Raw genomic sequence first — 19739 nt, forward strand, 5'->3', positions numbered from 1 at the left:
TGCATATGTTGCCTGAGTACTGCTTATCCTGTCCGCGCTAAACTTCCGGCCGCAGCAAGGGGAAGAGAATAACCTCGCGGATGGAGGCCGAATCCGTGAGCAGCATGACCAGCCGGTCAATGCCCACGCCCTGCCCGGCTGCCGGGGGCATGCCGTATTCCAGGGCGCGCAGGTAATCCTCGTCCATGCTGTGCGCCTCATCGTCGCCGGCTTCCTTTTCGCGCACCTGTTCCTCGAAGCGCAGGCGCTGATCAACCGGATCGTTGAGCTCTGAAAATGCGTTGGCCATTTCGCGGCCGGTCATGAACAGCTCAAAGCGATCCGTCAGTTCCGGATGCCGGTCGTTGCGGCGCGAGAGCGGCGAAATTTCCGTGGGGTAGTGGTAAATGAAGTGCGGCTGGACAAGCTTGGCTTCCACATCCAGGTCAAAGAGCTTGGCGTGGAGCTTTTGCAGGCTTTCGTTGTCAGCCGTTTTTTCGCCGCGTTCGCGGATATAGGCGCGCACTTTGTTGTAATCATTGTAAAACTCAGGCGAGTGACCGCCAATCCGGGTGAGCGCGTCATAAAAGCTGAGCCGCTTCCAGCTGCCGGGCGTGAGATCTATTTCCTGCCCCTGGTACGGCACCACGGTCGAGCCGCACACAGCGGCGGCCAGGTGCGCGAAAAGCTTTTCCGTGAAGTCCATGAGATCTTCAAACGTGGCGTAGGCCCAGTAAAACTCACACATGGTGAATTCCGGATTGTGGCGAGTGTCGATGCCCTCGTTGCGGAAGTTGCGGTTCAGCTCGAAAACCTTTTCAAAACCGCCCACCAGCAGGCGCTTGAGATAGAGCTCCGGCGCGATGCGCATATAGAGCTGGAGGTCCAAAGCGTTATGGTGGGTGGTGAACGGCCGGGCCGTGGCCCCGCCGGGCAGGGGCTGCATCATGGGGGTTTCCATTTCCATGAAGCCGTGATCTTCCATAAAGCGGCGGAACTCGCGCACAATCAGGCTGCGTTTGACGAAAATCTCCCGCGCGCGCGGCGTGACGATCAGATCCACATAGCGTTGGCGGTAACGGGTCTCCATGTCTTTGAGCCCGTGGTATTTTTCGGGCAGGGGGCGCATGGAGCGGGTGATCAGCTTGAGGCTGCGACAGGCAATGGTCAGCTCGCCGGTCCTGGTGCGGAAAAGATGCCCTGAGATGCCCACAATGTCGCCCACATCCAGCTTTTTGACCACCATGTAAGCGGCTTCGTCCAGATGTTCCCTGGAGGCATAGCACTGGATGCGGCCGCTCTGGTCCATAAGGTGAAAAAAGGCGACTTTGCCGAAGGAGCGCAGGGAAACAATGCGCCCGGCCACGGCAAAAACATCCCCCTGGCTGTCCAGGGCCGCGTCGTCCAGGCCGCCGAATGTTTCGAGCACCCAGGAAATGTCGTGTTTTTTCCTGAAATCGTTGGGGAAAAGCGGCACGCCCGCGTCCAGCAGGTCACAGGCTTTGCTGACCCGGTTTTTGATCACTTCGTTGAGGCCGTCGCGCGCGGCGAAGCTCTCGAGCATGGGCATGAAATACGCCGCATGCGGCGATTTTGTGCTCAGCTTGACACTGTTTTTTTTGCTTTTTTCCCGCTTTTCCACTGAATTCTCCTGCCGGACGAATAACAGGCCCCGTAAATCCGCACGCCGTGCCGCGGCCTGGGGCCGTTCGGCGTGCGGGTATGCGCAGCAAGGCTTTTCCGGCAGAGCCCCGCTGCCGGAAAGGTGGATCACGGTATGCCATTCGTATGGCTCCGTCAAGATTGGCTGTTTTGTTCGTCAGGGCTGACGCATCGTATGCGTCTGCCCTGGGGCCGGGCGTATCCGTGCTTGAACTGCATGGGCTTTTGCGTTTATGCTGCCTTTTTCCATCAGCCGCGCGATCCGGCGGGTCGCCGACGTTTTCCGCAAGGACTGCGCCATGCAAAAATACACTGCTTCCTTTCTGGGGCGCGACTGCCCCGGCGTTGTGGCCACTGTGAGCCGACTTCTGGGCGAAACCGGCTGCAATATCGTGGAGGTGACCCAGACCATCCTTTCGGGCGAGTTTGCGGCCATTTTCGTGGTGCAGACCCCGGAGGGCCGCACAGGCGACGCGCTGCGCGAGCAATTGATCGCCGGGCTGGCCGCCGCGGAAGTGGATCTGTCCGTGCTGGTGCGCCCGGCCATTGAGGGGCAGTGGGGCCAGGGCCTCAACTGCGATCCTTTTGTGATCACTGCGGACGGGCCGGACAAGCCGGGCCTGATCGCGGCCATGAGCCGGGTATTTGCCCGGCACGGGGTGAATATCGAAAGCCTCAAGGCCATATTGGGCGAGGGCGGCGAGGATCACGCTCTGTTCGTGTTTGAAGTCATGGTGCCGGAGAGCGTGGATCTCGGCCGCCTGCGCCGCGAGCTGGCCTGCGAGGGCCAGACGCGACATTTGCGCGTGAGCGTGCAGCACCGTGATATTTTTGAAGCCGTGCATCGGGTGAGTTCCTTTTAGAGCGTTTTGCTAAGTTCATTAGCAAAATGCTCTAACGATCCGCGCTTGCAGCGCCTTTTGTCCCCTGGGCTGATCCAAAAGCCGGGAACGGCCCAGGTCTGAACAGCACGATCCTTTTCTCCGGCCGGATACGGCTTTGGCCTGCCGGGAACAAAAGGCAGTGTTGCAGCGGCCGCCCGCCCCCGCGTGGGCCACGGCGGCCTGCGCAGGCCGCACAGGATACGCCATGCTTTCGGAACGCGAAGTCATCAGCACCCTGAACATGCTCCGCAACGAGCACCTGGACGTGCGCACCGTCACCCTGGGCGTGAGCCTTTTTGACTGCGTGAGCCACGATCTTGAGCTCTTCACCGCCAACGTGCAGGCCAAACTGCGCCGCTACGCCTCCCAGCTTGTGGCCGTCTGCGACGAGGTGGGCGACAAGTACGGCATCCCGGTGGTCAACAAACGCATCAGCGTCAGCCCCATTGCCGTGGTGGGCGCGCCCTTTGGTCCGGAAGGCATGGTGCGCGTCTGCCGGGCTCTTGACGAGGCGGCCAAAGATGCCAGGGTGGATTTTCTGGGCGGATTTTCGGCGCTGGTGGAAAAAGGCTTCGCCAAAGGCGACCGCGCGCTCATTGAAGCCCTGCCCGATGCCCTGGCCCAGACGGATCGGATCTGTTCCTCCATCAATGTGGCTTCCTCGCGCAGCGGCATCAATATGGACGCCGTGGCCCTGATGGGCGAGCAGGTTCTCAATGTGGCCCGGGCCACGGCCGAGCGCGGCGGCATCGGCTGCGCCAAGCTGGTGGTCTTTGCCAACATTCCGCAGGACGTGCCCTTCATGGCCGGGGCGTATTTGGGCGTGGGCGAGCCGGACGTGGTGATCAACGTGGGCGTTTCCGGCCCCGGCGTGGTCAAAAAAGCCATTGATCGCGCCCTGGCCGCGGGGCGCAACGAGCAGGGGGGCCGCCTGACCTTGCTGGACATGGCGGAAGTGATCAAGCGCACGGCCTATAAAGTGACCAGAGTGGGCGAGATGATCGGCACGGAAGTGGCCCGCCGCCTGGGCATTCCTTTCGGGGTGGCCGACCTTTCCCTGGCTCCCACTCCGGCCGTGGGCGACTCGGTGGGCGAGATTTTTCAGAGCCTGGGCCTTTCCAGCATCGGCGCGCCCGGCAGCACGGCCGTGCTGGCCATGCTCAACGATGCGGTCAAAAAAGGCGGGGCTTTTGCTTCCTCCTCGGTGGGCGGTCTGTCCGGGGCATTCATCCCGGTGTCCGAGGATTCCAGCATTGAAGCCGCGGCCATGTCCGGCCGTCTGAGCCTTGAAAAGCTGGAAGCCATGACCAGCGTCTGCTCCGTGGGCCTGGACATGATCGCCATCCCCGGCGATACGCCCGCGTCAACCATTTCGGGTCTCATGGCCGATGAAATGGCCATCGGGGTCATCAACCACAAGACAACCGCGGTGCGCGTGATCCCCGTGCCCGGCAAAGGCGTGGGCGACGAGGTTTCTTTCGGCGGGTTGCTGGGCAAGGCCGCGATCATTCCGGTGCCTCAGGGCGACGCTTCCGGCTTTATCGGCCTCGGCGGCCGGATACCCGCGCCTATCCACAGTTTGAAGAATTAGAGCATTTTCTTTTTGAAAATGCTCTGCTGACGCGTAAGCGGCAGCCGCCGCAACGCGGCGTGCATTCAGGCGAAAACCGCGTTTTTCGCCTGAATGCCACCTTTGACTTTCATAAAAAGTCAAAGGTAATCTGCTCTAAAGAACGGTCTTTTTCAGTGTGCGTCTGAGGCCTGGCTTCGGCGCGCGGGAGCAGATGCGCAATGGCCTGCTATTTTCAGTACGGCGAAAAAGAAATCGCCCATCTCACGGCGCGGGACAAACGTCTGGCAGCCGTCATCAAGGCTCTTGGCCCGGTGCGGCGCGAAGTGATGCCGGATCTTTTCGAAGCCCTGATCCACGCCATTGTGGGCCAGCAGATCGCCACCAGGGCCCAGCAGACCATCTGGGCGAGGATGCGCGCCGGGCTCGGCGCAATGACGCCGCAGGCGATCCATGCGGCGCGGGAGGCGGATTTGCGGGCTTTCGGCCTCTCCTCCCGCAAAGTGGCGTATATGAAGGCGGCGGCCGCCAGAGCGCTGAGCGGAGAGCTGGATATGGAAGCTCTGCGGGCCCTGCCCGACGACGCGCTTTGCGCTGAGCTCTCCCGGCTGCCCGGCGTGGGCGTCTGGACCGCGGAGATGCTGATGACCTTTTCCCTGCAACGGCCCAATGTCATAAGTTATGGGGATTTGGCCATCCGGCGCGGCCTGCGCATGCTCTACCGCCACCGCGTCATAGATCGCGCGCGCTTTGAGAAGTACCGGCGGCGCTATGCCCCCTATGCCACGGTGGCCAGCCTGTATCTCTGGGCCGTGGCCGGCGGGGCCGTGGCCGGGCTGAGCGATCCGGCGTCAGGCAAATAACCCCGGCCGCCGACGCAAAACGCGCTAACGGGCCGGGGCCAGAAAGTATTCCCAGAACAGGGTAAGCAGCAGAAGAGTCAGGGAGACGCTCAGGAAACGGCGCACGGCTTTGGCGCCTACCCGGATGGCCGTGCGGCTGCCGAGCCAGTTGCCGGTCACCGAGCCCACGCTCATGGCCAGGGCCAGAGGCCAGATCACCTTGCCGTGCCAGATGAAGGCCGCCGCCGCGCCGAGGTTGGAAGCCAGGTTCAGCACTTTGGCGGTGGCCGAGGCCTCAATCAGCCCCACGCGCAGAATCCAGTGAAAGGCCAGAATCAGAAAGCTGCCTGTGCCCGGCCCGAAAAAACCGTCATACGCGCCGATCAGCAGGCAGACCAGGGGCACAAGGCTCCAAAAGAGCGGCCCTTGCAGGGGGCGGGGCGACTGCTCGCGCTGTTTCTTGGGCAGCAGGGTGGCGCACATGCCCACGGGCAAGAGGCCCACCAGAATTTTGCCCAGAATTTCGCTGCTCACATAGAGCGTCAGGATTGAGCCCGCGTAGGCCCCCAGCAGGGCAAAGGGCAGACCGGCCAGAGCCGGCCGCCAGAGCACCAGATGGCTGCGGGCAAAGTTGCCCAGCGCCGCGCCGGTGCCCAGGCTGGAGCTGAGCTTATTGGTGCCCAGGGCCAGATGCGGCGGCACGCCTGCAAGCAGCAGGGCGGGCATGGTGATCAGCCCGCCGCCGCCGGCCACGGCGTCGATAAAGCCGCCCGTGAGGGCCGCTCCGGCACAGAGCAGCAGCGTGCTCAGACTGAGCTCAAAAAGCATGGCGCGCGCCTTACCACTCTTTGAAGATCACCCAGGCTGCCAGCACGATCAGCGCAAAGCCCAGGATATAATTCCAGCGTAGCGGCTCGTGCAGCCAGAGCACGGAAAACAGCATGAAAACGCTGAGGGAAATGACCTCCTGAATGGTTTTCAACTGCGCCACGGAAAAATAGCCGTAGCCCATGCGGTTGGCCGGCACCTGGAGCAGATACTCAAAAAAGGCGATGCCCCAGCTTGTGACGATGACCAGCGGCAGGGCCAGGCCCTTGTAACGCAGGTGTCCGTACCAGGCAAACGTCATGAAGATATTGGCCAGCGTGAGCATGCCCACGGCAAGCACGGGAACGGGGATATGCATCTTTTTCTCGCTTTGCCCGCGTGCGCGAAAAAAAACGCCTATGCGGGCATAGGCGTGGAATTTTTCTGGAGCCCTTGTCCGGGATTGAACCGGAGACCTCATCCTTACCAAGGATGCACTCTACCGACTGAGCTACAAGGGCGCGCAGGTAACGCAGACGGCTTTTATCCTATCGGCCCGTGGACGTCAAGCGGCCTTGCCGGATTTTTTTTCGAGCGGGACCGGAGCCGGAAAAAGACGCGGGGCAGAATCCGGGTTTTTGCCGGCGCGGTGAGCGCAAGCAGCCGCGAGGCTGTTGACCGGCCTGACCGGGCCGGGCATGCTGACGGTCGGTCCTAGAGCAGATTACCTTTGACTTTTTATGAAAGTCAAAGGTGGCATTCAGGCGAAAAACGCGGTTTTCGCCTGAATGTACGCCGCATTGCGGCGGCTGCCGCTTTCGCGTCAGCAGAGCATTTTCAAAGAGAAAATGCTCTAAACGAGGATCAACGCGCGGCACACAAACGGGACAAGGCCCGGAACAAAGCGCGGGAAGCGTGCGGGGCAAGGTGCCCGGCCTGCTCGCGGCGCGCTTCCAGCGCCAGGCGGCGCAGTTCTTCGGGCGTGGGGATTGTGTCCGCCTTGGCCGTTGCGCGCTCTCCTTCGCGCGCCTCTTCCTGCGCCTGCCCGCGCGTTTCAATGCGCGTCAGGGCTGCCAGCAACTGGTCCAGCTCCGTATCCGGGGCGGTCAGCAGCCGGTCGCGCCATTGCTCGATTTGGTGAAAGCGGGCCGTGGCGGCAGCCGGGATTTGCGCGCGGGCTGCCAGGGCGGCGCGCAGGGCTTCGGCGTCCGTCTCGCGCATCAGGCGGCCAATGTACTGCATCTGGCGGCGGCGTCCTTCGCGATCGCCAATATCCGCATAGAGCGCCAAAGCCTCGCTGAGCTCCGCCGGCAGCTCAAGTTGCCTGCGCGCGGCCGGGGAGAGGCGGGTCAGCTCTTCGCCCAGCTCCTGCAAGGCCAGGCTGCGGCGTTTGTTGGCCGAGCGGCTGGGGGGCCGGTTCTCCTGCCGCTCAGCGCCGGTTTCGTCCCCGGCGCGCCACTGATAGCTTTTTTTACGCGGCATCTCTGGTATCCGATTGCAAACAGTTCATGTCGTGCTCTTCTTGAAATTTTTGCAGGATCATTCGCGAAAGAACGTGGCCTTTCGCTCACGCGCGGCGGCTGCGCCGCCGCAAAACCCTGCGGGTTTTGTAGCGTCAGCTTTTGTAAGCCGCCGCTAACTCTTTGCTTACAGATAAATGCCCAGAAGCACGCCCACCAGCACTACCGGAGAGATGATCCCGTTGAGCGTGAAAAAGGCCGTGTTCACATAGCGCAGATCCTGCGGCCGCATCAGCCGGTGCTCCAGGAGCAGAAGCAGGGAAATGCCCAGCCACAGCGCGTACCACGGCCAGGAAAGCCCGGCCGCAAAGCCTGTGAGCAGAAGAAAGATGGAGGTCATCACATGTGAAAAGGCGGCCAGGGCCAGGGAGGTCTCCGGGCCGTACACCGAAGGCGCGGAATACAGGCCGAAGGCCAGGTCAAAGTCCAGATCCTGAAAGGCGTAGTAAATGTCGAAGGCCGCCACCCAGAAGGTTACGGCCAGGAACAGCAGAACGGGCGTCAGGGGCATGCTCGCCGGGTTCACGCTGATCCAGCCCGCCAGGGGCGCCAGACCCAGCGTGGCCCCGAGCCAGAAATGGCAGAGCGCCGTAAAGCGTTTGAGCAGGCTGTAGGCGGCCGCGAAGACCAGGGCCGGAATGGAAAGCCAGAGGCAAAGGCTGTTCAGACAGGCGCAGGCCGCAACGAAAATCAGGGCCATGAGCCCGCAGAAGGCCCAGGTCTGCCCCTTGCTGATGGCGCCGGTGACCAGAGGGCGGTTTTGCGTGCGTGGATTGTCGCGGTCAAAGGGCAGATCCGCCAGACGATTGAAGGCCATGGCAAAAGAGCGCGCCGCGATCATGCCGATGGTCAGAAAGATCAGGCTGCGCGCCGACGGCAGCCCGCCCGCGGCCAGAAAGGCCCCAGCCCAGGCATAGGGCAGGGCGAAAACGGAATGCTCGATCTTGATCATCCGGCAAATATCGGCAAATTGGCCCAAAGGCGTGCTGAACGACATAACCTTCTCCACAACGTAAAGGTTCAGGAGGAAAATCCCGGCGCCCGGGATCTTTTTCGCCTAGCCGCCGCAGTCCGCGGGATCATTGTGCAGCTTGTCCAGAGCGTGCGGCAGCGCGGGCAGCACGGCGGCCAGATTCTCCAGCACGGCCTTGCGGCTGCCCGGCAGATTGATCACCAGGCTTTGGCCGAGCACTCCGGCCACGGCGCGGGAGATGGCTGCCCGCGGCGTCCTGGCCAGGCTCGCGGCCAGCATGGCCTGGCTGAAGCCGGGAAGGGGCAGATCCAGCAGCGCGGCAGTGACTTGCGGCGCAATGTCGCGCGGGGAAAGGCCCGTGCCGCCGGTGGTGCAAATCAGATCGTATTCCTGACCCAGGGCCAGCTCCGTCAGCAGGGCGCGTAACGGACCGGGCTCGTCGGGCAGCAGAAAGCCCTGACTGTGGCAAAGCGGCAGGCTTGCGCCCACCAGTTCCGCAATGGCCGGACCGCTCAAATCCTCGCGCAACCCTTGCGAACCCTTGTCTGACAGGGTGATCCAGGCCAGACTGCGGCCCTGTTTGCGCACTTCCAGGCTGATCAGGCTGCCGGGCGTATCCGGCGTTGCGGCAGCACCCGGAAAATCCGCGAGATCCGTCAGGGCCGTGAGCAGGGCGCAGCACAGGGCGTGCGGATCGGCTTGTCCGGCCACGGCAGGCAGCCATACGCGGCCCGTGACCTTGAGCAGCGCGACGCCGTCCGCAGTGTGCAGGCTCGCGCCCACAGGCAGCGGGGGCAGGGCCGGCGACGGCCGGTCCATACTCCGATGGGCGGGCCAAAGCGGCGGATACGGCGCAGTGCCGGGGATCAGGGGCAGCAATTGCCCGGCGGCGCAGGCATGCAGGCGCAGGCTGAGACGCATGGTGAGCTCCGAAGAAGATCCATCGTCGGGCCAGAGCCTGACGCAACGGCGAAACTGCCGCAAAGAAACCGACGCGAGGGCTGCGCCCCATGCGCGTGAGGCGGCATGGAGGCACGGGCCAGGAGCCTAATGAGATATTGTAGCCGCAAGCGCAATGGGTTACAAGTCCGTAGCGCCTATGGCCCCAGGGCTGGCGCATCTAAATTGAGAGCGTTGAGCTGATGTCATGAGCAAAACGCTCTCAGGACAAGGAAAGCCGCGCAGTGGGCACTGGCAGCGTCGTTAGTGTCATGATTTGCCAACGCCGAAGCAAACCGGCCTTCCAGGGCTGAATGCGCTTGCGCGCCCTGCGACCGGTCCCCGAATATTTCAAGGAGTATGAGCATGCCCAGCCGCAGCCAGGATCAGACCCAAAACCTGCGCGTCCTTGGCACGGGCCGCATGGACGCCCCCAAAGACGGCCCCAGCGTGGCCCTGCTGGAAGCTTTTCCCAATTGCTACCCGCAGCGCCCTTATGTGATCAGCATAACCTTTCCCGAGTTCACTTCCCTTTGCCCTGTGACCGGCCAGCCGGACAGCGGGGTGATCAGCGTGGAATACATCCCGGACGAACTCTGCGTGGAATCCAAAAGCTTCAAGTTGTATATGTTTGCTTTTCGCAACCACCAATCTTTTATGGAAACCATTACCAATACAGTCCTGGAGGATTGCAACGCGCTGCTTGCGCCCTGCTGGTGCCGGGTCAAGGGGCTGTTCGCGCCGCGCGGCGGCACGCGCATCCATGTTTTTGCCGAAACGTTCAAGGAGTTGCCCGCGGAACGGAGCGCGCGCGTGCAAGAGGCCGTGCGGGCCTGGAAGGCGGAATGTGATCCGCACCGGCCTTAGGTATTTTGCTAATGAAATGAGCTAAACGCTCTGACATGCCGCCCGCGGCCCTTGTTTGGAAAGACGCATGGCTCTATCCTGTAAACTGCCTCTGAGCTTCGGCTGACCTGACAGGGCCTGCCGGGCGCGGGAAAATCGGCAACAAGGACGTGACGCACGGACATGCCGGACCATGAGGACAAGCACGGCGCGCTCTCTCCCGGCCGGGAGCGGGTGCTGCGCGCAGCCGCGTTGATCGGGGGCTTTACTCTCTTGTCGCGCCTGCTGGGCCTGGCCCGGGACATGAGCATGGCCTGGCTTCTGGGCGGCGGCGCGGCGGCGGACGCCCTGGTGGCGGCCATGCGCCTGCCGCATGTGCTGCGTCGTCTTTTGGGCGAGGGTTCTTTGTCCATGACCCTCACCGCCGGGCTGGTGCGGCACTCCCGGCACAAGAACTGCTCCGCGGGACGGGATCGCGAGGCCAGCCCCGTGGCCGCCGGGGAGCAGGAGCGGCGGCAACGCCAGATTCTGGCCGGACTGGCCGCGGCCCTGGCCCCGCGCCTGGCGTGCGCGCTGACGCTGCTGACCGTGCTCGGGCTTGTGGCCGCGCCCTGGCTGATCGCCGTTCTGGCCCCGGGCTTTTCCGTGCCGGAAGCGGCGCGAGCGGTGGACTTGCTGCGTATCTGCCTGCCGTATCTGCTGGCCGCGGGCATGGCCGCTCTGGGCATGGCTCTGCTGCACAGCATGGAGGTTTTCTGGCTGCCCGCGCTTTCACCGGCGCTCTTCAACCTGACCATGCTGCTTTTCGCCGCAGCGGCCGCCCTGGGGATCGGGCCGCCCGCAACGGCCCTGGCCCTGGGCATGCTTTGCGGCGGCATGACGCAATGGCTGGCGCAATGGCTGGCCTTGCAGCGCCTCTTGCCCGGGTCCGCGGGTCCAGGCCCGGATGATCGCGCAGGCGCGCCCGACGCGGAGCCGCAATCTTTGCCCGCCGCCCCGCATCCGGCTACAAAAGCTGCCGCGCAGGATTGCGGGCGCATGGCCTGGCGCTGTCTGGCGCGCCTGCCCGCGGGCCTGCTGGGGGCCGCCGCGCCCCAACTGGCCATGCTGGCGGCCATGAGCCTGGCCTCGGGCCTTGGGCGGGGGCAGGTGGCGGCCCTGTATTACGCCGAGCGTCTGCTGGAACTGCCGCTCGGGCTGGTGGGCGTCTGTCTCGGCATGGCCAGCCTGCCTGCCCTGAGCCGCTCTGCGGAGGAAAAAAATTTCGCGGACTTTGCCGGGCATCTCGGTCTGGCCCTGCGCTATACGTTGCTCTTCAGCCTGCCCGCAGCCGCGGGGCTCTGGGCCGTGGGCCCGGCGCTGGTGGACGCCCTTTTGCGGCACGGGGCTTTTAACGCCCAGGCCGCGCGCGAGACCGGCCTGGCTCTCTGGGCCTATTTGCCGGGCCTGCCCGCCTTCGCGCTCAACCGGAGTTTGCTGTCGGCCTGCAATGCTCTGGGCAGGACGCATCGCACGGCCGCCAGCGCGGCCTGGGCCGTGGCGGCCACACTTGCGGCCGGAGCCGCGCTGATCCATAGTCTCCCTGCGGCATGGCTCACGCTTGCTCCTGCCCTGGCAGTGAGCCTCGGGCTCTGGCTGCAAAGCGGCCTGCTGTGGCGGGATGTGCGGCAAAGCCTGAGGCGGTCGGGCCAAAATTCGCCGCTTTTGCCCGCGCGCATAGTGACGCAGCAGGCGGCGGCAGCCGCAGCGGCCGGTCTGGCGGCCTGGGCGGTTTTACAGGCAATGGAGGGTCTGGGCGTCTGGCCGGGGCTGGCAACGGCCATTGCGACCGGTCTGGCGGCCTGGGCGTCTTGCCTTGCCCTGCTGGGCAATGCGGATCTGGCGATTCTGGCAGGCCGCCTGCGCGCCGCCCGCTTCGCCGGAAGATCCGATAGAATCGCCGCTGCCGCGTCGTTTTGCGGGCGTCGGCGGCAGAGGTCCCACAGGCCGTCCGTTTGCGGGAAGGGAGAGCATTCCCATGACTGAGAAGTGCTGCAAGGTTTTTGCGCGCAAGCAGGATATGCCCTGTATCGCGCATTGTACACGCCGTTGGCTGGCGCTGGCCGTATGGGCCGGCGGCATGCTGCTTTTTCTGCTCCTCGGTCTCTGGAGTCTGCACAGCAGCCGCCAGGATGTTGAAAACCGGCTGAGCAGCGAAGCGGGGCGCATGGCCGCGCAACTGGCCGCTCTCCTTTCGCTGCCCGCCTGGGAGCTGGACGAGCTCACGGCCCGGACCATTGTCATGGCCGCCCTGGAAGACGACAGCATCTACGCGGTCAAGGTGCAGACCCAACAGGGCATGCTGGAAGGCCAGCGCCGCAATTACCAGTGGGAACCCGTGCCCTGGGACGACGAGATCCCGGAAAACACAGTGCAGGGCATGAATCCGCTCAAAATGGAGGGCAGGAGTGTCGGCTCGGTGGAAGTCTATCTTTCGCCCCGTTTGAGCGAGGAGGAGCTGGCGCTCGCCGCGCGCCGGGAAGTCTGGCGTTTCGGTCTGGCAGCTCTTTTCCTCACCGGGATCTTGTGGCTGCTGCTCTGGCAGTGGGGCGATCTGGCGCGCGCGCGGCGACTGCTCGCCCGCCGTCTTGAGGGCCGGGATACGGACCCCGCGCGCGGCAGCGGCGAGAAGCTGACGCTCGGGCTGGGTACCCCGACGGGAGACGGTCCCCCGGCAGCGGGGTCTGCCGAGGCTGCGATCCGCGCTCCCGTGGCGGTCAACCCTTCCCTGGGCAGGAACTTTCAATGCAAACATCGCGAAGCCTGGCAGGTGACCGCGGGTTTGTTTCGCCAGACCTTCGCGTCCGCGCCGGCAGTGCTCAGCCGCCTGTACGACGAGGGCGAGACGGCGGCCCTGTGCCGTCTGGGGCAGATGCTGGAAAAGGCCGCGCCTTGTCTGGGCGCGGTGCGGCTGACCGGGGCTGCCCGCCACATGCAGGCGGCGCTCAATGATCCGCAGTGCGAAACCACGGCTCTGGCTGTGGAGGAATGCCTGACCGCCCTGGAAGAGGTGCTGGCCGCCCTGGGCTGAGCCGCGGCCTGCGGCCACAAGAACAAGGAGCAGCTATGGGATTTTTTTCAGCCGTTAAAAGGATATTCGGGGGCACGCATTCGGCAGGCGCGAAATCTGAAAAAGCGCCGCGAGCCGAAGACGCGCGGCAGACGCCTGCCGCGGCCGCGCCTGACAGGGCTGTAGCCGCTGCTTCCCCTGCGGTCGCCAACGACGAAGCGTTGACGCTACGCCTGCGCGAGGCCGAGCCCCGGCTTTCGGTCTGGCTCGGGATCATTCTCGAGGGCGTGGATCAGGCCGGAGATCTGCTCTGGCAGCGGCTGGAGTTTTTGCTGCGCGCTCTGGACGCGCCCGAGGGCGAGGCAGCCGCCTTTGTGGCTGATTTTCAGGGCTGGCTCGCGCGCATGGAATACAGGCAGGTGGAGGAGTTCCGCTCGGAATTGCAGTACCGTCTGGCTTTGGCCCTGGATCTGGAAGACGAGGAGGATGAGCGCAACCGTTTGTTCCTGAAGATCAGCGAAGGGCTTTCACGCACGCGAGAGCAGTTTGCGCGCGGTCTGGACAAATTGTTTGCCGGTCACGGCGAGCTGGACGAGGCCTTTTGGGAGGAGCTTGAAGAACTCTTCATCATGGCCGACCTGGGCTACGAGGCCTCTCTGGAACTGGTACAGCGCCTCAGGGAGCGGGCCCGCAGGGAAAAAGTCAGCCAGGCCGCGCAGGCGCGCGAGCTGCTCATGGCCGAGCTGGAAGAGATTTTCCGCGCGCCGCGCCGCATCATGGCCGTAAACCCGCCGGAAGTGGTGCTGCTGATCGGGGTCAACGGCGTGGGCAAGACCACAACCATCGCCAAGTTGGCCCATCGGGCCAGGATGCAGGGCAAAACGGTGATGATTGCCGCTGCGGACACGTTTCGGGCCGCGGCCATTGAGCAGCTTCAGGTCTGGGCGGAACGGGTGGGCGCGCTTTTTCATGCCCGTCCCGCGGGCTCGGACCCGGCCGCCGTGGCCTATGAGGCCGTGGATCGCGCGGTGAAAGAAGGCGTGGACGTGCTCTTTGTGGATACAGCCGGTCGTTTGCAGACCAAGGTCAACCTCATGGAGGAACTGACCAAGATCCGCCAGGTGCTTGGAAAGAAGCATCCCGGCGCGCCGCACCGCAGCATTTTGGTCATTGACGCCACCACGGGGCAAAATGCCCTTTCACAGACCAAACTCTTCAAGGAAGCCGCGGGCGTGGACGAGCTGATCCTGACCAAGCTGGACGGCACGGCCAAGGGCGGGGTGGCCATTGCCGTGGCCATGCAGCATCATCTGCCGATCACCTTCGTGGGCCTGGGCGAAAAGCTGGAGGATCTGCGCCCCTTCAACGGCGCGGATTACGCCCGCGCCTTGCTGGGGCAGCCGGGCGGCGGGGGGCGCGCCTGACGCGCCTGCGCGCCCTGAAACAGCCTCGCGGTGGACCTCCCGCGACAATGCGTTCAGCCCGGCAGGCGTGACGGGGGCGGCAGACAGGGCGCGACTCCGCTCAGCCCCTGGCTCGCTTGAGCCCGTCCCGGGCGGCCTGGAAATCGGGGCGCAACTCCAGAGCCAGCTGAAAATACTGCGCCGCCCGCGCGCGCTCCTTGGATTGCAGGAAGACCGCGCCGAAATTATAGGCAATGGTCGGGCTTGCGCGCGGCACATCCGGGTTGAGCTCAAGGGCCTTGAGCAGATTGGCTTTGGCCTGCAAAAAGTCCGCGCCCTCGGCAAAGGCCATGCCCACATTGTAATACAGATTCTCGTCCTCGGGCGCAATTTTGATGGCCCGCTTGTATTCGATGATCGCGTCTTTCCAGCGGCCCTGCTTGCGCAGGCTGATGCCCAACTGGTTGAAAAGCGCGATGTCGCTTTTGGAAAGAAACTTGCCCTTGACCTGCAGGCTGTTGCGCAGAAATTTTTCGGCCTTGGCCGGATCGTGATCCGCATAGATGGCGGCAATGCGTCCGGACAGCGAGCTGATGCCGGCCATGGCGTCCTTGGTCACCTGGGCCACGGCTTTGTCAAACAGCTCTTCGGCTTTTTCCGGCTCGCCCATGGACAGATGGATTTCACCGAGACTCACTTTGCGGTTGACGTTAAGCGGCGAGATGCTGTCCAGTTTTTGCAGGTAGCGCAACTGCATGGCTTTGTCGCCCAGCTCGCCGTACATCTCCGCCAGGCGTTGCAAAGGTGCAAGGTAGAGCTCCGCGGAACTGGCGGCCGTTTCATAGGCGACGCGCGCTTTGTCATACTCCCGCAAAGCGCGCTGCGTGTCGCCGATGACCAGGTAGGCCGCCGAGCTGTCGGGCTTGAACTCAAGGATTTTCTGGCAGGCGGCCAGGGCTTCGGGATAGTGCTTTTGCGCCAGCAGCTCCTTGGCCTTGTCAATGGCCTGGCCAAGCTTGCTTTGGGGCTTGAGCGTAAAAGCCATTTTTTCGATCAGCGTATTGGCTGAAACGGGCTTGGCAATAAAGTTGTCCGCGCCCACCTCGTGCAGGAGCATGAGCCTGTCCCGCTGCACGTCTGTGGTCAGAACAATGATCCGCAGCTTGGTGTAGGCCTGCTTGATCTGATTGACCAGAAAACTGAGATCCTGGCCGCCCATTTTTCGTTCCAGAAAAAGGATCGGGGTCGGATGCCTGGGCGTCACCTCCCTGAGAACGCGCAGCAATTGGTGAGGGTCCAAAAGAGCGGTGAGCATGTTCGGGGAGGAGAGGCCCAGTTCCTTGGCCAGAGTCAGGCGCAACTGGGTGGAAAAAGCCTGATCGTCGCTCAGAACAATGACATGCCCGTTTTCTTTGGACATATAGTTGATGACCGTATCCTCATACGAATTCTGCTTTGCCTTTTGGGCGTGATCGAGAGGCATGACGACTCCTGCTGTCGCGGACAGAACAATCGCCGGCTGATAGACGTTACGAAAATTTCGGCGGGCAGGCCTGCGGCCGCCAGGGACGCTGCGCCTGCCTCCAGAACGACGGAAACGCGGCGCTGCGGTCAGCACGCGTCACGATGCCCGGCGGCAGGCTGCGCGGATTACCGGCCTGCCTGGCAAAATGCGCGTTGAAAGCGTCCGGAGCCTGTTTACGACAACTGCTGCGCCAAGGAGAAAAAGTGCGGACAATTTGGCCAAAATAATTAAATTTTTATAGGCCCGGGTGTTGAGCATGTCAAGAAATCCCGCGTCTGCCCTGCGCCTTTTTCAGGCGCGTCGTCATGTGCCGGGCGGACACGGCAGGGCAGAACAAGACTGTCTGCAAGTCTTGTCCGGCAAGCTGGTGATGGAAAGCAAATTTTTTTGGCAAAAGCTTGACGGTCGCGCTGCTTTTGGCTACAAAAACCCTCGCCCCAATGTATTTCTCTTTAAAAAGGGCATTCCCTGGACGGCAGGGAAGGACAGGTCGAGCCTGTCCTGCTGCGCCCCGAAGCGGTTTGGATGCCTCTGGCTCCATACGCCGCTCACGGGTTTTGACATTCGCAGGCGTTGCCAAATGCCGGAAAATGTCGAGCCGTTCCAGCCCGAAGACGGACCCCACCGCGCGACCGCAAGGCCGGCGAGTGACCCGGGGCTGTAAGGTAGGGGGGTAAACCCCATTTGGTGACCCTGCGGGACCGCCTCGCCGCCGTATTCTTGCGGCGGCATGGCCTGGGCTGCGCCGGGGAGCGTCACACGGATGATGCGGGAGCGCTCGGGCCTCCACTATCTTCCGAATTTCCCGCCAGCCGGGTGTGATGCGCGCGTTTTCGCGCAGCCCCTTATGCAGTCCTTGCTGCGTCTTTCCGTCAGGGTGAGGTCGGCCTTCGGGGCATGTCTTATGGCCCGCGTATGCTGTGAAGGAACCCGCGCCAATCCGGCCATGTGGCCCCGCGGGATGTTTTTGCAAACGGAGTAGGCACAATGACGACAGTTAGCAGCGATCGCATTCGGATCAAGCTCAAAGCCTACGATTACCGCATCCTGGACAAAGCCGTTGCGGAAATCGTGGATACGGCGCGCAATACCGGCGCCGGCGTGGCGGGGCCCATTCCCCTGCCCACCAACATTCACAAGTACACCGTGCAGCGTTCCGTGCATGTGGACAAAAAGTCTCGTGAGCAGTTTGAAATGCGCATCCACAAGCGGCTCATGGATATCCTGGAACCCACGCAGCAGACCGTCGACGCGCTGGGCAAGCTCTCCTTGCCCGCCGGTGTGGACGTGGAAATCAAGCTCTAGCGAGAGGCAGTCATGGCTGAGAAAATGGGAATTTTGGGTCGCAAGCTTGGTATGACCCGCGTCTTTGCCGGCGACGGCGCCGCAGTGGCCGTCACGGTGATTGAGGCCGGGCCCTGCCCCGTCACCCAGGTGAAAACCGTGCAAACGGACGGCTACAACGCTTTGCAGATCGCGCTGACCGCGGCCAGGGAAAAGCATGTCACCAAGCCTCTGCAGGGGCATTTTGCCAAGGCCGGCAAAGGGCTTTTTCGTCATCTGCATGAAATCCGCCTCAACGGCGAGCCCGAGCAGCAGCTTGGCCAGGAGCTCACGGTGGACATGTTTGCCGCGGGCGAAGTGGTCAAGGTGACCGGCAAAAGCGTGGGCAAAGGCTACCAGGGGCGCATGCGCCGCTGGAATTTTGCCGGCTCCAAGGATACGCACGGCTGCGAAAAGGTGCACCGCAACAATGGCTCGGTGGGCAACAACACCTTCCCCGGCCACGTCTTCAAGGGACGCAAGATGGCGGGCCATTGGGGCAATGAAACCGTGACGGAAACGGGCCTTCTGATTGTCGACGTGCGTCCCGAGGACAACGTCATTCTGGTCAAAGGTTCCGTGCCCGGCCCCAAGAACGGGCTGGTGCTGATCCGCAAGCAGTAGGGGAAGCGACATGGCTACCGTGAAAGTATATGACCAGAACAAACAGGAAAGCGGCGAGTTGACGCTGGCTCCCGACGTGTTCGAGATCGAGGTGAGGCCGGAAATCCTCAACCTCGTGGTGCGGGCTCAGATGGCGGCCAGGCGCGCCGGCACGCACAACGCCAAAACCCGGGCCTTTGTCTCCGGCGGCGGCGTGAAGCCCTGGAAGCAGAAGGGCACCGGCCGCGCGCGCTCGGGCTCCAACCGCTCGCCCGTCTGGCGCGGCGGCGCGATCATCTTTGGACCCAGCCCCCGTGACTACGCCTTCAAGGTGAACAGCAAAGTGCGTTCCCTGGCCCTTAAGATGGCTCTCTCAAGCCGCCTGGCCGGCGATAGCCTGCTGGTGGTCAAGGCCATTGAGCTGCCTGAAGCCAAGACCAGGCACTTTGCCAGGGTGGCCGGCGCTCTGGGGCTGGACAAGGCGCTGATCGTGGCGCCCGAGGAAAACAGTGCGCTGATCCGTTCGGCCCGCAATATTCCGGGGCTGACGCTGACCACGCCCGAGCGCCTGAGTGTGCTGGAAATCCTCAAGCACAAGCAGCTTGTGCTTCTGGAAGAGGCTGTGGCGCCGGTGCAGGCGCGTTTCGCCAAAAAGGGGGCTTAAGATGGAAATCACCTCTGTTTTGCTCAAGCCTCTGCTGACGGAAAAAACGACCCTGCTCAAGGACACGGTGCAGCAGGTGGCTTTTTATGTCCACCCCGGGGCCAACAAGCTTGAGATCAAGCAAGCCGTGGAACAGGCTTTTGACGTGAAAGTGGAAGCGGTCAACGTAGTGCGCCGGGCGCCCTCGGATCGGGAGCGCCAGGGCCGCGTCGTCGGTCGCAAGCCCGGCTGGAAAAAAGCGTATGTGACGCTGCGCCAGGGCGATAAAATCGAGTTCTTCGAGGGAGTGTAATCATGGCTGTCCGCAAGCTGAAACCGACCTCCGCCGGGCGTCGCTTCCAGACGGTTTCCGACTTTGAGGAAATCACCCGGACGCGCCCTGAGAAGTCGCTCACCGAAGGCCTGTCCAAAAAGGCCGGGCGCAACAATCTGGGCCGCGTCACCAGCCGCCGTCGCGGCGGCGGCGTGAAGCGTCTGTACCGCATCATTGATTTCAAGCGTGACAAGACCGGCGTCGAAGCCAGGGTGGCGGAAATCGAGTATGATCCCAACCGCACGGCCCGTATCGCGCTTCTGCACTATGCCGACGGCGAAAAACGCTATATCCTCGCGCCTGTGGGCCTGAAACAGGGCGATGTGGTGATGAGCGGCGTCAACGCGCGCAACGGCGCCACGGCCGACATCAAACCCGGCAATGCCCTGGAAATGTCGCGTATTCCCGTAGGCACTGTGATTCACAACGTGGAGCTCTATCCCGGCAAGGGCGGGCAACTCTGCCGCGCCGCCGGAGCCTACGCGCAACTGGTGGCCAAAGAGGGCAAATACGCTCTCTTGCGCCTGCCCTCGGGCGAAGTGCGCAAGGTGCTGGCCGCCTGCACGGCCACCGTGGGCCAGGTGGGCAATATCCACCACGAAAACATCTCGCTGGGCAAGGCCGGGCGCAACCGCTGGCTGGGCCGTCGGCCCCAGGTGCGCGGCGTGGCCATGAACCCCATCGATCACCCCCTGGGCGGCGGCGAGGGCAGAAGTTCCGGCGGCCGTCATCCTGTGTCGCCGTGGGGCATGCCCGCCAAGGGGTACAAGACCCGCGACAGGAAGAAGGCCTCTTCCCGGCTGATTATCAAACGCCGCGGCCAGAAGTAGGAGTAGC

General features: G+C 63.3%; 21 protein-coding genes and 1 tRNA gene. 13 read left to right on the forward strand and 9 right to left on the reverse strand.

The features are described from left to right. Nucleotides 1-37 precede the first annotated feature (37 nt). Nucleotides 38-1543 (reverse strand): lysine--tRNA ligase, encoded by a 1506-nt coding sequence (gene lysS / locus G7Y52_RS06370; RefSeq protein ID WP_165068462.1) that lies wholly within the window; start codon nt 1541-1543, stop codon nt 38-40. Between the two features lie 397 nt (nt 1544-1940). On the opposite strand from lysS, the gene G7Y52_RS06375 reads away from it, so the two are divergent. The 3 genes from G7Y52_RS06375 (at nt 1941) to G7Y52_RS06385 (ending at nt 4958) form a co-directional block, all read left to right on the forward strand. After that, on the forward strand, nt 1941-2504 hold the full coding sequence (locus G7Y52_RS06375; protein WP_165068209.1) for an ACT domain-containing protein: 564 nt from the start codon (nt 1941-1943) through the stop codon (nt 2502-2504). A 226-nt stretch (nt 2505-2730) separates the two neighbouring features. Continuing rightward, nucleotides 2731-4116, forward strand: coding sequence for a PFL family protein (locus G7Y52_RS06380; protein ID WP_165068213.1), 1386 nt, complete (start codon nt 2731-2733; stop codon nt 4114-4116). 200 nt (nt 4117-4316) lie between these two features. Continuing rightward, nucleotides 4317-4958 carry a DNA-3-methyladenine glycosylase 2 family protein gene (locus G7Y52_RS06385; protein ID WP_165068216.1) on the forward strand — a complete coding sequence of 214 codons (642 nt, stop codon included), beginning with the start codon at nt 4317-4319 and terminating at the stop codon, nt 4956-4958. A 24-nt stretch (nt 4959-4982) separates the two neighbouring features. Here G7Y52_RS06385 and G7Y52_RS06390 read toward each other — a convergent pair whose 3' ends face one another. The 7 genes from G7Y52_RS06390 to G7Y52_RS06420 form a co-directional block, all read right to left on the reverse strand. Further along, nucleotides 4983-5765 carry a TSUP family transporter gene (locus G7Y52_RS06390; protein ID WP_165068219.1) on the reverse strand — a complete coding sequence of 261 codons (783 nt, stop codon included), beginning with the start codon at nt 5763-5765 and terminating at the stop codon, nt 4983-4985. A gap of 10 nt (nt 5766-5775) precedes the next feature. Further along, a complete protein-coding gene (locus G7Y52_RS06395) occupies nt 5776-6123 on the reverse strand; it encodes a DMT family protein (RefSeq protein WP_165068223.1) in 348 nt (115 codons plus the stop codon). Between the two features lie 66 nt (nt 6124-6189). After that, nucleotides 6190-6265 (reverse strand) — tRNA-Thr (locus G7Y52_RS06400). Nucleotides 6266-6292: 27 nt separating this feature from the next. Further along, nucleotides 6293-6622 (reverse strand): hypothetical protein, encoded by a 330-nt coding sequence (locus G7Y52_RS06405; RefSeq protein WP_165068227.1) that lies wholly within the window; start codon nt 6620-6622, stop codon nt 6293-6295. Beyond that, entirely contained in the window at nt 6609-7226 is a 618-nt protein-coding gene (yjgA, locus tag G7Y52_RS06410; protein ID WP_165068230.1) for a ribosome biogenesis factor YjgA, read from the reverse strand. The genes G7Y52_RS06405 and yjgA overlap by 14 nt, the downstream gene beginning before the upstream one ends. Before the next feature lie 165 nt (nt 7227-7391). Next, complete coding sequence (locus G7Y52_RS06415; protein WP_165068233.1) at nt 7392-8261, reverse strand: 4-hydroxybenzoate octaprenyltransferase; 870 nt, start codon at nt 8259-8261, stop codon at nt 7392-7394. A gap of 60 nt (nt 8262-8321) precedes the next feature. Further along, a complete protein-coding gene (locus G7Y52_RS06420) occupies nt 8322-9158 on the reverse strand; it encodes a MogA/MoaB family molybdenum cofactor biosynthesis protein (protein WP_165068236.1) in 837 nt (278 codons plus the stop codon). Nucleotides 9159-9542: 384 nt separating this feature from the next. On the opposite strand from G7Y52_RS06420, the gene queF reads away from it, so the two are divergent. From queF to ftsY, 4 genes are all read left to right on the forward strand, one after another. After that, complete coding sequence (queF, locus tag G7Y52_RS06425) at nt 9543-10043, forward strand: preQ(1) synthase (RefSeq protein WP_165068240.1); 501 nt, start codon at nt 9543-9545, stop codon at nt 10041-10043. Between the two features lie 162 nt (nt 10044-10205). Beyond that, a complete protein-coding gene (locus tag G7Y52_RS06430) occupies nt 10206-12047 on the forward strand; it encodes a lipid II flippase MurJ (protein ID WP_165068243.1) in 1842 nt (613 codons plus the stop codon). Continuing rightward, a complete protein-coding gene (locus tag G7Y52_RS06435; protein WP_241159622.1) occupies nt 12040-13092 on the forward strand; it encodes a hypothetical protein in 1053 nt (350 codons plus the stop codon). The genes G7Y52_RS06430 and G7Y52_RS06435 overlap by 8 nt, the downstream gene beginning before the upstream one ends. Before the next feature lie 35 nt (nt 13093-13127). Continuing rightward, on the forward strand, nt 13128-14495 hold the full coding sequence (gene ftsY, locus G7Y52_RS06440) for a signal recognition particle-docking protein FtsY (protein ID WP_165068247.1): 1368 nt from the start codon (nt 13128-13130) through the stop codon (nt 14493-14495). A gap of 100 nt (nt 14496-14595) precedes the next feature. Here ftsY and G7Y52_RS06445 read toward each other — a convergent pair whose 3' ends face one another. Continuing rightward, entirely contained in the window at nt 14596-15957 is a 1362-nt protein-coding gene (locus G7Y52_RS06445; protein WP_165068255.1) for a response regulator, read from the reverse strand. A gap of 298 nt (nt 15958-16255) precedes the next feature. On the opposite strand from G7Y52_RS06445, the gene G7Y52_RS14915 reads away from it, so the two are divergent. From G7Y52_RS14915 to rplB, 6 genes are all read left to right on the forward strand, one after another. Next, on the forward strand, nt 16256-16663 hold the full coding sequence (locus G7Y52_RS14915) for a hypothetical protein (protein ID WP_206215219.1): 408 nt from the start codon (nt 16256-16258) through the stop codon (nt 16661-16663). A 323-nt stretch (nt 16664-16986) separates the two neighbouring features. Beyond that, nucleotides 16987-17304: a 30S ribosomal protein S10 gene (gene rpsJ / locus G7Y52_RS06450; protein ID WP_022658146.1), complete on the forward strand. Its 318-nt coding sequence runs from the start codon at nt 16987-16989 to the stop codon at nt 17302-17304. Between the two features lie 12 nt (nt 17305-17316). Next, nucleotides 17317-17946 carry a 50S ribosomal protein L3 gene (gene rplC, locus G7Y52_RS06455; protein ID WP_165068262.1) on the forward strand — a complete coding sequence of 210 codons (630 nt, stop codon included), beginning with the start codon at nt 17317-17319 and terminating at the stop codon, nt 17944-17946. 10 nt (nt 17947-17956) lie between these two features. Next, nucleotides 17957-18589: a 50S ribosomal protein L4 gene (gene rplD, locus G7Y52_RS06460; RefSeq protein WP_165068267.1), complete on the forward strand. Its 633-nt coding sequence runs from the start codon at nt 17957-17959 to the stop codon at nt 18587-18589. A gap of 1 nt (nt 18590) precedes the next feature. Further along, nucleotides 18591-18881: a 50S ribosomal protein L23 gene (gene rplW / locus G7Y52_RS06465; RefSeq protein WP_165068270.1), complete on the forward strand. Its 291-nt coding sequence runs from the start codon at nt 18591-18593 to the stop codon at nt 18879-18881. 2 nt (nt 18882-18883) lie between these two features. Continuing rightward, nucleotides 18884-19732 (forward strand): 50S ribosomal protein L2, encoded by an 849-nt coding sequence (gene rplB, locus G7Y52_RS06470; RefSeq protein ID WP_165068277.1) that lies wholly within the window; start codon nt 18884-18886, stop codon nt 19730-19732. Nucleotides 19733-19739 lie beyond the last annotated feature (7 nt).

Source organism: Desulfovibrio sp. ZJ200, assembly GCF_011039095.1.
Lineage (GTDB): Bacteria > Desulfobacterota > Desulfovibrionia > Desulfovibrionales > Desulfovibrionaceae > Desulfovibrio.

Excerpts from the sequence above, each read along its gene's own strand:
- rplB (WP_165068277.1), top strand. The coding sequence starts at position 18,884 with ATGGCTGTCCGCAAGCTGAAACCGACCTCCGCCGGGCGTCGCTTCCAG.
- G7Y52_RS06390 (WP_165068219.1), bottom strand. The coding sequence starts at position 5,765 with ATGCTTTTTGAGCTCAGTCTGAGCACGCTGCTGCTCTGTGCCGGAGCG.
- yjgA (WP_165068230.1), bottom strand. The coding sequence starts at position 7,226 with ATGCCGCGTAAAAAAAGCTATCAGTGGCGCGCCGGGGACGAAACCGGC.
- G7Y52_RS06395 (WP_165068223.1), bottom strand. The coding sequence starts at position 6,123 with ATGCATATCCCCGTTCCCGTGCTTGCCGTGGGCATGCTCACGCTGGCC.
- G7Y52_RS06385 (WP_165068216.1), top strand. The coding sequence starts at position 4,317 with ATGGCCTGCTATTTTCAGTACGGCGAAAAAGAAATCGCCCATCTCACG.
- G7Y52_RS06415 (WP_165068233.1), bottom strand. The coding sequence starts at position 8,261 with ATGTCGTTCAGCACGCCTTTGGGCCAATTTGCCGATATTTGCCGGATG.
- G7Y52_RS06430 (WP_165068243.1), top strand. The coding sequence starts at position 10,206 with ATGCCGGACCATGAGGACAAGCACGGCGCGCTCTCTCCCGGCCGGGAG.
- ftsY (WP_165068247.1), top strand. The coding sequence starts at position 13,128 with ATGGGATTTTTTTCAGCCGTTAAAAGGATATTCGGGGGCACGCATTCG.
- G7Y52_RS14915 (WP_206215219.1), top strand. The coding sequence starts at position 16,256 with ATGTCAAGAAATCCCGCGTCTGCCCTGCGCCTTTTTCAGGCGCGTCGT.
- rplW (WP_165068270.1), top strand. The coding sequence starts at position 18,591 with ATGGAAATCACCTCTGTTTTGCTCAAGCCTCTGCTGACGGAAAAAACG.
- queF (WP_165068240.1), top strand. The coding sequence starts at position 9,543 with ATGCCCAGCCGCAGCCAGGATCAGACCCAAAACCTGCGCGTCCTTGGC.
- G7Y52_RS06375 (WP_165068209.1), top strand. The coding sequence starts at position 1,941 with ATGCAAAAATACACTGCTTCCTTTCTGGGGCGCGACTGCCCCGGCGTT.
- rplC (WP_165068262.1), top strand. The coding sequence starts at position 17,317 with ATGGCTGAGAAAATGGGAATTTTGGGTCGCAAGCTTGGTATGACCCGC.
- G7Y52_RS06435 (WP_241159622.1), top strand. The coding sequence starts at position 12,040 with ATGACTGAGAAGTGCTGCAAGGTTTTTGCGCGCAAGCAGGATATGCCC.
- rplD (WP_165068267.1), top strand. The coding sequence starts at position 17,957 with ATGGCTACCGTGAAAGTATATGACCAGAACAAACAGGAAAGCGGCGAG.
- rpsJ (WP_022658146.1), top strand. The coding sequence starts at position 16,987 with ATGACGACAGTTAGCAGCGATCGCATTCGGATCAAGCTCAAAGCCTAC.
- G7Y52_RS06445 (WP_165068255.1), bottom strand. The coding sequence starts at position 15,957 with ATGCCTCTCGATCACGCCCAAAAGGCAAAGCAGAATTCGTATGAGGAT.
- G7Y52_RS06380 (WP_165068213.1), top strand. The coding sequence starts at position 2,731 with ATGCTTTCGGAACGCGAAGTCATCAGCACCCTGAACATGCTCCGCAAC.
- G7Y52_RS06420 (WP_165068236.1), bottom strand. The coding sequence starts at position 9,158 with ATGCGTCTCAGCCTGCGCCTGCATGCCTGCGCCGCCGGGCAATTGCTG.
- lysS (WP_165068462.1), bottom strand. The coding sequence starts at position 1,543 with ATGCTCGAGAGCTTCGCCGCGCGCGACGGCCTCAACGAAGTGATCAAA.